Raw genomic sequence first — 11,792 nt, 5'->3', positions numbered from 1 at the left:
TCTGCTGCTATCAATATGTGGTATAATAACCTCACGGCGTTAGCAGAATTGAAGATTCTGACGCCTGAGAGAACATTGAATCACAAACTCTGTGCCTACGGCACAGGCGGCATACGCCGCCGCAGCACCAGGTGCTGCGCTTGTGGTATAATAATTTCAGGTAATTTGATTTTAATGAGAGGTACGGGATGAAGCTGAGATTTAAACAGAGATTTTTTTCATGGTTTGACAGTTATGATATATATGATGAATCAGAACGACCGGTGTACACGGTGCAGGGGCAGCTTGCCTGGGGACATTGCCTGAAAATTTTTGACGCGCGGGGAAGTGAAGTCGGAACAGTCAGGGAGAAAGTATTGACATGGCTGCCTAAGTTTGAAATCTACGAAGGAGAGGGATATATCGGAAGTATCAGCAAGGAGTTTTCATTTCTGAAGCCACGGTATCATATCGACTTTAACGGTTGGCATATCGAAGGAGATTTCATGGAATGGGATTACGAAGTCATCGGTGTCGATGGAAGAAAGGTAGCCGTGATTTCCAAAGAGTTATTCCACTGGACAGATACTTACGTGCTGGATATCGAAGATTCAAAGGACGCGCTGTATGTGCTGATGCTGGTGCTTGCCATTGACGCTGAGAAGTGTTCGAGGAATGATTAAACGAACCTCTTGCTGCGGGATTCAATCTTGATAAAAGTGACAAAAATCAAGAAATTTGTCACTTTTGTCACAGTTCAATTCGCTGATAATTTTTCGCACCCCTGCCGTAGGGCTGAAAAATATGCCTGTTTTCATTCGGCGTTTCTTGTGCTAAAATGGCAGAAGGCGGATTAACGAAAAACGAGTTGGAGGACATATAAAATGAAATATTTTTTTAGTCATATTGGATATATCGTTGTGGTAGCTGTGGTATTGGGGCTGATTGGCTTTGCCACCGTTGTCATGGCATCGAAAAATGAAGCAGAGAGAGATATTAACGAAGAAAAGTGCAATTTCCATTGCGGAAGCTGTCCGAATACGGAACTATGTCATAAAGAGGGAAAGAAAACCGATGTATTATAGTCCGACACAGTGGGTGTTTCTATTTTTTATATATTGTTTTCTGGGCTGGATTTGGGAGACTGTGTATGTGTCTGTTCGCACAGGACATTTTGAAAATCGAGGTTTTATGCATGGACCATTCTTGCCGATTTATGGGTCGGGTGCAATTGTGATTCTCTTTGCCACTTTAGGTGTGCGCAACAGCTTGCCTCTGATTTATCTGTTTGGCATGATTAGTTCGACAATCCTGGAGTACTGCACTGGTGCGGCGATGCAGAAGATTTTTGGCGTGCGCTATTGGGATTACTCACAGCACAGGCTGAATTTGAATGGGCATATCTGTCTATTTGTATCTCTGGCGTGGGGCGGATTTTCCATTCTTTTGGTCAGAGTGCTGCATCCTCCCATTGAAGAACTAGTGCTGCAGATTCCAATGGGAGCAATTGATGCTGCGGCAATGGCGCTTGTCATATTGATCTCGGTGGATATGACCATTTCTGTAAACGAAGCGCTGGATTTAAAGGCTATGCTGATCAAAAAAGCAGAGAGCAACGAGGAACTGCGCAGACTGCAGAGCAGAATTGATTTTGTCTATGCCCTTGCTGAAGATGATATTCGGAAATTTAAGGAAGAGCAGGGGGCGAAAGCAGAAAAGTTCCGCAATCGCTTTGAGCGAAATTTGAGAGAATCCCGAAGAGAGTATGAGACAAAACTGGCAGCACTTCGCGATTATGCAGAAAACTATTTTACCGATAAGCAGGAAGCGCTGCAGGAGCGTGTGGACTTTTATGAAAGGCTGGAGGCGCAGAAGCGGAAACTGGCAGAGCGTACCGATAAGGAGTATCGCAGAGCGGTGAGCATTCTTCGCAGAAATCCAGGTGCTGTTTCCAAAAAATTTGAGTCAGAGCTTGACCAAATTCACAAGTTGATGAGAAAATAAGAACTTCACCCGAAGCTTGTACCCTTAGATAATAAGCGAAAGCTACCTGCTTAATATATGAAAGCGGGCAGTTTTTTTATGGATGAGTGTGCACTACCGGAAAACTGTAGTGTGCATATTTTCAGAAGTTTTGCCGATTATATGCACACTGATGTGCATATTTTTGGAGAAAGTGTTTGATATATGCACAATAGCATCTAGAAAACGAAAAATATCGGCAAGGAAGTGATAAAATTTCTTTTCAAAACCATAGAATATGCATATATTGAAGTTTTTTTAAAAATATATGCAGAGGGCTGTGCATATTTTGGTTCTTTTGTGCGAATATATGCATTTTATCCGCCACTGGCAGCAGGACGAAGGGTCGGCGATCTGAGAATCGGTCCTCCGCTTTGTATAGCAAAAAAAACATAAAAACATAGTGCGAGCCTCTTGATTTAATGCTTTAATGTGGTAAAATAGTAAAGCGAAGGGCAGAACTTAAGGAAAAAGTGTGCCCTACGAAAGCTGAAAGGAGTTAAAGACAGACAATGAAAATCAGCAGAAGTTTACTGAAAAGTGATGAAAGAGCAACTTTTGAACTGAGAAACCTATACCAGAAGTACGGCTATAGACAGTTCAAGATGGGAAAGTTTGAGGAATACGATCTTTACGTTAAGAATAAGGAATTCCTGCAGATTGACAGCATGATCACTTTTAACGACAACGGAAAACTGATGGCTTTAAAGCCAGACTTAACACTTTCCATTATTAAGAATTACCATCACAGCGAAGGATATATAGAGAAAGTTTACTATAGCGAGAACATTTACCGTGCGTCTAAATCCTCTCATACATATAAAGAAATTATGCAGACGGGGCTTGAATGCATGGGTGATATCGACCTTTATCATATTTGTGAGGTAACCGCTTTGGCGGCAAAGAGCCTTGCGACAATCAGCAGTAACTACGTTTTGGAAATTTCCCATATGGGCGTCATTAAGGCAGTGCTTGCGCCGCTTTGCGAGGAGCTGCAGCGGCAGGTTTTGAAGTGCATCGCGGAAAAAAATTTGCACGAAATTCGCAAGCTATGTGAAGAGAACGGAATCGAAGAAACGGTATATCAGTCCATCGAGACTTTGGTATCAACCTATGGAGGATATAAGAAGGTGTTAACGGCTCTGAAAAAAGCCAGCCTTTCCGATGAGGTGAGAGTGGCCTTGACCGAACTTGAAACCATCTGCAGCATTTTGGCGGTCAACAAGCTGGCAAAGAATATCAATATCGACTTTTCCATCGTCAACGATATGGGCTATTACAGCGGTATTTTGTACAAAGGTTTTATAAAGGGCATTCCAAACAGTATTCTCTCCGGCGGTCAGTATGATCAGCTGATGGAGCGAATGGGGAAGAAAGCCGGCGCTATTGGCTTTGCGGTATATTTGGATTCTTTGGACAGACTTGACCCTAGTGAAAAAGTCTACGACTTTGATGTGGTCTTTCTCTACGATGAGAAATCGGATTTACGCCTTTTGATGAAGGAGGCTAAGGATATGCGTGACAAGGGCGAAAGTGTCCTTTTGGAGCGCAGTATTCCGGAGAAAATGACTTACAAGAAGCTTTTGAAACTGGAAGATGGGGAGGTAAAAATCCTTGAAAGAAATGATTAATGTGGCTCTGCCCAAGGGAAGACTGGGGCAGAAGGTTTATGATATGTTTGAAAAGGCGGGCTATCCTTGTCCGTCTATTAAAGAGGATAACAGAAAGCTGATCTTTGAAAACGAAGAAGTGGGGGTTCGCTACTTCTGGGTCAAGCCGTCGGATGTGACTATTTATGTGGAGCGTGGAGCTGCAGATATCGGCGTAGCGGGAAAGGACATTTTGCTGGAATACGAGCCAGAAGTTTATGAGCTTTTGGACTTGGAGCTTGGAAAATGCAGAATGGCGGTTGCCGCAAAGAGTACTTTCCGCGACAACACCGAGCGAACCTTAAAGGTTGCAACAAAGTTTCCAAATATCGCAAGAACCTATTACGAGAGGGAAAGCAGAGATATCGACATCATCAAACTCAACGGTTCTATTGAAATCGCACCGATTTTGGGTCTTTCAGATGTCATCGTGGATATCGTGGAGACGGGAAAGACCCTGAAGGAAAATAATCTGGAAGTGGTAAAGACTATTGTGCCAATCAGCGCAAGACTTATTGCCAATAAGGCGGGCTTTAAGTTTAAGACGGCAGAGATTGAGCAGATTCGTGACAGTCTGGCTTCCCAGCTGAAGGAAAAAGAGGAAAAATAAATGAGTAAATTTTTGGTAGAAAAATACAGGAAATTAAAGCCTTATACGCCGGGAGAGCAGCCGAAAGATCAGGTGATGATTAAGCTGAATACCAACGAATCACCTTATCCACCGGGACCTGCTACCATTGCAGCATTAAACGCAGGTGAGGCTGCAAATCTACGTCTTTATTCGGATCCGGATTCGTCGGATTTGAAGCAGGCCATCGCAAATCTTTACAGGGTGCAGAGAAACAACGTGTTTGTAACCAACGGTTCCGATGACATTTTAAACTTTGCCTTTATGGCTTTTGCGGGCGAAGGCGGCAAGGTCTACTTTCCGGAGACTTCCTATGGATTTTACGAGGTCTTTGCGGACCTTTACGAAACCGATTATGTGAAAGTGCCACTGAAACCGGATTTTTCCATCGATCCCAAGGATTATGTCTGTAAGGACGGCATGATTGTCATTGCAAATCCCAACGCACCGACGGGGCAGGCTCTTTCCCTGCAGCAGGTGGAAGAAATCGTTAGAACTAACAGAGAATCGGTGGTGCTCATCGATGAAGCCTATGTAGACTTTGGAGCAGACAGCGCGGTAGAATTGATACATAAATATGAGAATCTACTGGTGGTGCAGACTTTCTCTAAATCGAGGAGCATGGCGGGGGCGCGTCTGGGTTTTGCCATCGCGTCAGCAGCGCTGGTTGCGGATCTTGAAAAAATCAAGTTTTCTACGAATCCATACAATGTCAACAGACTGACCAGCGCTGCAGGCATTGCAGCCCTTTCCGAAAATGAATACTATATGGAAAACTGCAGGCGTATTATGGAAACCAGAGCCTATACTGCAGAAAAGCTGATTGCTATGGGTTTTGAGGTGGTGCCGTCTAAGGCCAATTTTCTCTTTGCAAAATCTCCCGATGTGGACGGTGGGGTTCTTTATGAAAAACTGCGGGAAAAAGGCATTTTGATTCGCCACTTTGACAAAGAGGCAATCAGCCAGTACAATAGAATTACCATTGGAACAAGAGAAGAGATGGATTGCTTTTTAGAAGCAGTATCAGAAATTTTGAGGTAAAAAGATGAGAACAAGTGAAATCAATCGAAATACAGCGGAAACCCAAATCAGTCTGAAGCTGAATATGGACGGCAGAGGGGAAAGCGCTGTTCATACAGGCTGTGGATTTTTAGACCATATGCTGACCCTCTTTGCAAGGCACGGCAGATTTGACCTTACAGTCAGCTGTCAGGGAGATACAGACGTGGATTACCACCACACCGTAGAAGACATTGGAATCGTACTGGGAAGCGCTTTTTCTGAGGCGCTCGCAGACATGCGGGGAATCTGCCGCTTTGGTGATATGATTCTGCCTATGGATGAGACTTTGATGATATGCGCAGTGGATATTTCCGGAAGAGATTATCTGGGCTTACAGGTAGAAATGCCATGTGAGAAAGTGGGAGATTTTGACACGGAACTGGTGAAAGAATTTTTTCTTGGTTTTGTAAGAAAGGCGCAGGTGACTTTGCACTTTAAGCAGCTTGCAGGGGAGAATACCCACCACATCATTGAAGCCATGTTCAAAGCTTTCGGCAGAGCTATGGCAAAAGCAGTAAAAATTGACGAGGAATATAAAGACGAAATTCCTTCCACGAAGGGAGTGCTGTAAATGATTGCCATCATAGATTACGGCGTAGGAAATATTTTTTCTCTGGAAAGTTCTTTCCGTTATATCGGACAGGAAGCGGTATTAACCAGCGATCCGGCGGTGATTGAAAAAGCAGATAAGCTGATACTTCCCGGTGTCGGCGCTTTTGGTGATGCGGCTTTAAAACTGCGGGAAAGCGGTATGGCTGAGGTGGTGCTTTCGGAAGTTTCCAAAGGAAAACCACTTCTTGGCATTTGTCTCGGTATGCAGCTGCTCTTTGAGAAAAGTTATGAATACGGTGAGCATGCAGGTCTGGGTTTAATCCCCGGTGAAATTGTCACCATGGAGGGTGTGGTGCCTTGCGGTTACAAGGTGCCTCATATTGGCTGGAATGGACTTCATTTCCCCAAGGACAAAGAAAAAAGCCCGATATTCAAATATCTGGAAGAGGGCGATTTTGTGTATTTTGTCCATACCTATTATGGAAGTGAGTGCGAGGAAGCGACCATTGCAACGACAGAATACGGGGCAGAACTGACGGCGGCAGTTGCAAAGGATAACGTTTACGGCGTTCAATTTCACCCGGAAAAAAGCGGCGAAATCGGTATGAAGATTCTGCGTGCATTTTGCGAACTATAAAAGAGAGAAAGGAAGTTTGGTTATGAAAATTTTTCCTGCCATCGATTTGCGTGATGGCAAGGTAGTACGCCTACTAAAAGGCGACTACGACCAGATGACAGTGTACGGAGACGATCCGGTAGCCTATGCCAAGGAGTTTGAGGCGAAGGGGGCAGAGTTTCTCCATGTGGTAGATTTAGACGGCGCAAAGGACGGCGATACCCCGAATTTTCAGGTGGTAAAACGCCTAGCGGCAGAAACCGGTCTGAAAGTAGAAATCGGCGGAGGAATCCGCAGCGAAGAGACCATCAAGCGGTATATTGACGCCGGTGTGTACCGGGTGATTCTCGGCACTGTTGCTGTAAAAGAGCCGGAATTTACTACAGAAATGATTAGGAAATATAAAGAAAAAATTGCGGTAGGCGTGGATATTTCGGAAAGGCATGTGGCAATTCATGGCTGGAAAGAAGTGTCTCAGATTACCGTAGATGAGATTTTTGAAAAGCTGGCAGATGATGGCGTCAGCTGTATTATCTGTACGGATATTTCAAAGGACGGCGCTATGCAGGGAACGAATCAGGCGCTTTACAAAGAGCTTTCAGAGAAGTATCCCGTCGATATTGTAGCTTCCGGCGGCGTGTCTTCTATGGCGGATGTGGCGGCGCTTCTTGATATGGGCGTTTACGGCGCTATCATCGGAAAAGCGATTTATAACGGCGCAATCGATCTGCAAAAAGCTATCGCTTTGGCGAAATCTATTGAGCAGGCAGACGTCTTTGCTGCCCTCTTTGATGAAGGAGGAGCAAAATGATTACCAAAAGAATTATTCCCTGTTTGGATGTGCGAAACGGCAGAGTGGTAAAGGGTGTGAATTTTGAAGGATTGTCAGACGTCTCTTCGCCGGTGGAGCTTGGCAAATATTACAGCGAAAACGGTGCGGATGAGTTGGTATTTTATGACATTACCGCTTCTTTTGAAGAGCGGGCGCTGTTTACGGAGATTCTGAAGGAAGTGGCTTCCAAAGTGTTCATTCCCCTGACTGTTGGCGGAGGTATCAACACCATTGCAGACTTTGACCGGGTGCTGAAATGCGGCGCGGATAAGGTTTCTGTCAACTCTGGCGCTATCAAAAATCCAGGACTTATTGCAGAGGCTGCCAAGAAATATGGTGATCAGTGCGTAGTGCTTTCTGTCGATGTGAAACGTGTTGACGGCAGTTTTCATGTTTTTGCAAAAGGCGGCAGAGAGGATACCGGGCTTGACGCATTGGAATGGATTAAGCAGGGTGAAGCCAGCGGCGCAGGTGAGATTGTAGTCAACAGTATTGACACTGACGGCGTAAAGAAAGGCTTTGATATTGAGCTTCTGCGCGCGGTAAACGATTTGGTGTCCGTGCCTGTGATTGCTTCAGGCGGTGCGGGCAGCATTTCTGATTTTATAGATTTATTCAGAGCGATTCCGGCCATTGATGCAGGATTGGCAGCATCTATTTTTCACTTTGGAGAAGTTGCGATTTCAGATTTGAAGAATCAGCTGGCAGCTGTCGGTATTCACGTGAGGAAGTAGATCGGTATGGATATTGGAATTTTCGTACCTATTCCGGATTTTTGTGAAAAAGGTACTAAGATTCGGAGTGATATTATGTTAATCGAAGTTTTTTTGAAGAAGTTATTTGGAATTTGACGGAGATTTATCACGTTTTTTTGCTTATGATACATTTATCCATGAATAATTCTTTCATTATGTGGGGATTTATTCTTTGATTTCCATATAATGCGTACGATGATTGGGGTGTGTTAGTACCTTTTTTACAAAAACAGCAGTTAGGTACTAAAACATGGTTTATGGCTTTCATGGGCTTGACACAAAAAGTAAAATATATTAAAGAAGACAGCAGGAGAAGATTATGGTAAAAATAGAAGAATTGAAATTTGATGAAAAGGGACTGATTCCTGCCATTGTGGTGGATGCACAGTCCAAGAAGGTGCTCACGCTTGCTTATATGAACAGGGAGAGCCTTGCAATCAGCATGGAGGAAAAGAGAACCTGCTTCTGGTCTCGTTCCAGACAGGAACTGTGGAGAAAGGGCGAAACCAGCGGCAATGTGCAGCATATCGTCAGCATTACGGCTGATTGCGACCGTGACGCACTGGTTGTCATGGTCAACAAAGAGGGACCTGCCTGCCATCTGGGCGGCGATTCCTGCTTTGAATTTCCTGTGATGGGAGAAATGGAAATAGAAGAGGCAGAAGAGTTTTCCGTAAAAGGTCTCTACAAGATGCTAAAGGGTCGCAAGGAGGAAATGCCGGAGGGCTCCTACACTTCCTACCTCTTTGAGAAGGGAATCGACAAGATTTTGAAGAAGGTCGGCGAGGAGTGCACCGAAGTCATCATTGCAGGAAAAGCGGATGACAAGGCGGAGACGATTTACGAAATTGCAGACCTTGCGTATCATGTGATGGTACTTATGGTAGAAATGGGAATCACTGTAGATGACGTGATGAGTGAACTGGCTTCCCGTCATATTATAGATCATAAAGTGAAACAGGAGAAAATGAAATGATTTTGTTAAACCCAAAAGGCAATTTCAATTTGCATACCCATACCTGTTTTTGCGATGGAAAAGATGAACCTGAGGAGATGGTAAAAAAAGCCATCGACCTCGGGTTTTGTGCCCTTGGTTTTTCCGGTCACGAGTATTCGGTCAACGATGAGGAGTTTTGCATGAGCAGGGCAAACACCTTGCGCTACAGAGAGGAAGTCCTGCGTCTAAAGGAGGCGTACCGGGGACAGATTGACATTTATCTGGGAGTCGAGCGAGATTACCTTGGAGAAGGAGACGATTATCCGTATGATTATATCATCGGCTCTGTTCATTATGCCCTTGCAAAGGATGGTACACCGGTGTGTGTGGACAAGTCCGAGCAGGATATGATAGCCGACGTGGAGAAGTACTTCGGCGGCGACTACAGAGCTTATGTAGAGAGCTATTTTCAGTCTGTAGCTGACGTTGTAGATAAGACCGGCTGCGATATTTTAGGACATTTTGATCTGGTGACCAAGTTTAACGAAGGCTATAAATACTTCGATGAAGAGGCGGACTGGTACAAGGCGGCAGCCCTTTCGGCACTGGACCAGGTGCTGGCTTCTGAAAAAAAGCCGATTATCGAAATCAATACCGGTGCTATGGCGAGAGGTTATCGCAGTGTGCCGTATCCGGCGGCCTTTATTTTGCGGGAGATTGCAAAGAGCGACTGTGCTGTCATTTTGTCTAGTGACTGTCATGATAAAGAGCAGCTTGACTTTGGATTTCAAGAATTGTTAGATGGAATTAAAAGTAAACCATGATTTGATTTTTAATGTGGCAAATATTAGCTTGATATAGGCAATAGGATGAGAATAATTATAATTAATAAATCGATGAAAAATAATTAAAAGTACAATTTAAACAAAAATAAAGTTTTGATTTTACATAAAAAAATTATATATATGTTGACATACAACAAAGCATGCGCTATAATAAAGAAAATTCAGACAACTGAATTTTCCATCGATGGGTAGTAAGAAGGACTTTTGATTTTAAGGAGGAAACATTATGAAAAAGAGAACAACTTTTTTAGCACTTGTTTTGGTTATGGTGCTAGGAACATCTGTGGCTTTTGGTTGGACACACTTTTATAATTTCTCAAAGACATTGGGTCCAAACGAAACTAAAGAAACTGGAGAGTTTTATTCATCAAGCAACTTTGTTATTAACTACACGCAGTCTGTCCCAAATACAATTGCAAATAGCACACAAGTGAGAGTGATTGTAATGAAGGGCAATACCATTGTTACATCAAAAACTGTAACTGGTGATAATGTGAGTGAAAAAATAACAGTAAGTAGCGGTGCAGGTAATTATACAATAACTTTCCGGAATCTCTCCAGCTATACTGTTAATGTATCAGGAAGTGCTATGAAATAGTACAAAATCACCTATACTAATACAGAACAGGTAAAAACAGAATATTGGGTGTTTTAGGGAGATGTCGTTAAAAACGACATCTCCCTATTGTAATGCCTAGAGGATATTGCAATAACGACAAAATATTATTGTAAATTGTATTGATAACACAAACAGAATGTGGTAAAATTTATGCAGTAAATTCATTGTAAATTTGATAATACGGAGGATGAAGATGAAGAAATTTATTTCATTAACCTTGGCTGCCGTAATGGTACTTTCCATGTCCTTATTTATGGCAAGCTGCGGCTCAAGCGACGATGGCGGTGAGGCAAAAGAACCGGCTGAAGGTGCTATGAAAATTACAGGCGTTATTGCAACTAAGCTAGGTGACCAGTCTTTCAATGATTCTGCTAATGATGGACTGAATGAACTTGGTGAAAAAGGTTTTGACGTAAAAGTTACAGAATGCAACAATGACAAAACTATGTTCGAACAGAGTTTGATTTCTGCTGCTGAAAATTCTGAAGTAGTAGTAGGTGTAGGTTCTGAACTGGACATGATTGGTAAGGTTGCAAAGGATTATCCGGATACTAAATTTATTTGGGTGGATAATATTGTAGAAGACTATAAGGACATCCCTAATTTGACTTGCATCTCCTACAAGCAGAACGAAGGTTCCTATCTGGTAGGTTACATCGCAGGTTCTATGACTGAAAGCAATGTAGTTGGTTTCATTGGTGGTCAGGATATTGATGTAATTAATGATTTCCGTGTAGGCTACACACAAGGTGCTGAACAGGCTGGTAAAGACTTAGGTAAAGAAATCAAAGTTGTCAAGAACTATACCAATGACTGGTCAGATACTAATGCAGGTGCTGAGGTTGCTCAGTCCCAGGCTTCAGCAGGTGCTGACATTATCTTCTGCGCTGCAGGTGGTTCTGGTAACGGTGCTATCATGAAGGCTGAAGAATTAGGAATTAAATGTATTGGTGTTGATAAAGACCAGAGAATTGAGTTTCCACAGTATGCAGATTACATTTTATGTTCCATGATTAAGAACGTACACAAATCTATTGTTGATTATGTGACCATGTTTGCAGAAGATGAATCCAAGTGGATTGGCGGAGATATATTCTACGCAGGTTCCGACGGTGAATATGTAAAGGTTGCATATGGATCCGACGATATGGAAAAACTGGTTTCTGAGGATATCATTAAAGCCCTGGATGAACAAATGGAAAAAATTAAGGCTGGAGATATCGTGGTAGAAACAGCACTGAAATAGTAATTTCGCAATAAGATTTACAAGGCGTGGCGTTTTAACGCCACGCCTTC

Annotated in this window: 14 protein-coding genes; all 14 read left to right on the top strand. The window is 43.2% G+C overall.

The annotated features are described in order from the left end of the window. Positions 1–188: 188 nt before the first annotated feature. The 14 genes from NFR88_RS00655 (at position 189) to NFR88_RS00590 (ending at position 11,742) form a co-directional block, all read left to right on the top strand. Entirely contained in the window at positions 189–662 is a 474-nt protein-coding gene (locus NFR88_RS00655; RefSeq protein ID WP_160202688.1) for an LURP-one-related/scramblase family protein, read from the top strand. A gap of 201 nt (positions 663–863) precedes the next feature. Further along, on the top strand, positions 864–1,064 hold the full coding sequence (locus NFR88_RS00650) for a hypothetical protein (RefSeq protein ID WP_251612671.1): 201 nt from the start codon (positions 864–866) through the stop codon (positions 1,062–1,064). Then, entirely contained in the window at positions 1,054–1,983 is a 930-nt protein-coding gene (locus tag NFR88_RS00645; protein WP_275557410.1) for a putative ABC transporter permease, read from the top strand. Before NFR88_RS00650 ends, NFR88_RS00645 begins: the two co-directional genes overlap by 11 nt. A gap of 530 nt (positions 1,984–2,513) precedes the next feature. Continuing rightward, the gene (locus NFR88_RS00640; protein WP_251612667.1) at positions 2,514–3,632 is read left to right on the top strand and encodes an ATP phosphoribosyltransferase regulatory subunit; all 1,119 of its coding nucleotides are present in this window, start codon (positions 2,514–2,516) and stop codon (positions 3,630–3,632) included. Next, entirely contained in the window at positions 3,625–4,260 is a 636-nt protein-coding gene (gene hisG, locus NFR88_RS00635) for an ATP phosphoribosyltransferase (RefSeq protein ID WP_160202731.1), read from the top strand. The genes NFR88_RS00640 and hisG overlap by 8 nt, the downstream gene beginning before the upstream one ends. Then, entirely contained in the window at positions 4,261–5,319 is a 1,059-nt protein-coding gene (gene hisC, locus NFR88_RS00630) for a histidinol-phosphate transaminase (RefSeq protein WP_251612664.1), read from the top strand. 4 nt (positions 5,320–5,323) lie between these two features. After that, positions 5,324–5,911, top strand: a complete 588-nt coding sequence (gene hisB, locus NFR88_RS00625; RefSeq protein WP_161908240.1) for an imidazoleglycerol-phosphate dehydratase HisB — start codon at positions 5,324–5,326, stop codon at positions 5,909–5,911. Further along, positions 5,912–6,529 carry an imidazole glycerol phosphate synthase subunit HisH gene (gene hisH / locus NFR88_RS00620; RefSeq protein WP_161908239.1) on the top strand — a complete coding sequence of 206 codons (618 nt, stop codon included), beginning with the start codon at positions 5,912–5,914 and terminating at the stop codon, positions 6,527–6,529. It begins immediately after the preceding gene. Between the two features lie 22 nt (positions 6,530–6,551). Continuing rightward, entirely contained in the window at positions 6,552–7,319 is a 768-nt protein-coding gene (gene hisA / locus NFR88_RS00615; protein WP_160202681.1) for a 1-(5-phosphoribosyl)-5-[(5-phosphoribosylamino)methylideneamino]imidazole-4-carboxamide isomerase, read from the top strand. Next, positions 7,316–8,074, top strand: coding sequence for an imidazole glycerol phosphate synthase subunit HisF (gene hisF / locus NFR88_RS00610; protein WP_251612661.1), 759 nt, complete (start codon positions 7,316–7,318; stop codon positions 8,072–8,074). The genes hisA and hisF overlap by 4 nt, the downstream gene beginning before the upstream one ends. A gap of 340 nt (positions 8,075–8,414) precedes the next feature. After that, positions 8,415–9,071, top strand: a complete 657-nt coding sequence (gene hisIE, locus NFR88_RS00605; RefSeq protein WP_251612658.1) for a bifunctional phosphoribosyl-AMP cyclohydrolase/phosphoribosyl-ATP diphosphatase HisIE — start codon at positions 8,415–8,417, stop codon at positions 9,069–9,071. Continuing rightward, positions 9,068–9,856: a histidinol-phosphatase gene (locus NFR88_RS00600; protein ID WP_251612656.1), complete on the top strand. Its 789-nt coding sequence runs from the start codon at positions 9,068–9,070 to the stop codon at positions 9,854–9,856. Before hisIE ends, NFR88_RS00600 begins: the two co-directional genes overlap by 4 nt. 247 nt (positions 9,857–10,103) lie before the next feature. Further along, positions 10,104–10,475, top strand: a complete 372-nt coding sequence (locus NFR88_RS00595) for a hypothetical protein (RefSeq protein WP_160202677.1) — start codon at positions 10,104–10,106, stop codon at positions 10,473–10,475. A 214-nt stretch (positions 10,476–10,689) separates the two neighbouring features. Then, positions 10,690–11,742: a BMP family lipoprotein gene (locus NFR88_RS00590; protein WP_160201300.1), complete on the top strand. Its 1,053-nt coding sequence runs from the start codon at positions 10,690–10,692 to the stop codon at positions 11,740–11,742. The last annotated feature ends 50 nt before the right edge of the window (positions 11,743–11,792 follow it).

Source organism: Senimuribacter intestinalis, assembly GCF_943192965.1.
Lineage (GTDB): Bacteria > Bacillota > Clostridia > Peptostreptococcales > Anaerovoracaceae > Senimuribacter > Senimuribacter intestinalis.
This window is presented reverse-complemented; position numbering and strand designations above follow the sequence as displayed.

Bases quoted from the DNA above. Each gene is read 5' to 3' on its own strand.
- NFR88_RS00655 (WP_160202688.1), top strand. From the start codon at position 189: ATGAAGCTGAGATTTAAACAGAGATTTTTTTCATGGTTTGACAGTTAT.
- NFR88_RS00650 (WP_251612671.1), top strand. From the start codon at position 864: ATGAAATATTTTTTTAGTCATATTGGATATATCGTTGTGGTAGCTGTG.
- NFR88_RS00645 (WP_275557410.1), top strand. From the start codon at position 1,054: ATGTATTATAGTCCGACACAGTGGGTGTTTCTATTTTTTATATATTGT.
- NFR88_RS00640 (WP_251612667.1), top strand. From the start codon at position 2,514: ATGAAAATCAGCAGAAGTTTACTGAAAAGTGATGAAAGAGCAACTTTT.
- hisG (WP_160202731.1), top strand. From the start codon at position 3,625: ATGATTAATGTGGCTCTGCCCAAGGGAAGACTGGGGCAGAAGGTTTAT.
- hisC (WP_251612664.1), top strand. From the start codon at position 4,261: ATGAGTAAATTTTTGGTAGAAAAATACAGGAAATTAAAGCCTTATACG.
- hisB (WP_161908240.1), top strand. From the start codon at position 5,324: ATGAGAACAAGTGAAATCAATCGAAATACAGCGGAAACCCAAATCAGT.
- hisH (WP_161908239.1), top strand. From the start codon at position 5,912: ATGATTGCCATCATAGATTACGGCGTAGGAAATATTTTTTCTCTGGAA.
- hisA (WP_160202681.1), top strand. From the start codon at position 6,552: ATGAAAATTTTTCCTGCCATCGATTTGCGTGATGGCAAGGTAGTACGC.
- hisF (WP_251612661.1), top strand. From the start codon at position 7,316: ATGATTACCAAAAGAATTATTCCCTGTTTGGATGTGCGAAACGGCAGA.
- hisIE (WP_251612658.1), top strand. From the start codon at position 8,415: ATGGTAAAAATAGAAGAATTGAAATTTGATGAAAAGGGACTGATTCCT.
- NFR88_RS00600 (WP_251612656.1), top strand. From the start codon at position 9,068: ATGATTTTGTTAAACCCAAAAGGCAATTTCAATTTGCATACCCATACC.
- NFR88_RS00595 (WP_160202677.1), top strand. From the start codon at position 10,104: ATGAAAAAGAGAACAACTTTTTTAGCACTTGTTTTGGTTATGGTGCTA.
- NFR88_RS00590 (WP_160201300.1), top strand. From the start codon at position 10,690: ATGAAGAAATTTATTTCATTAACCTTGGCTGCCGTAATGGTACTTTCC.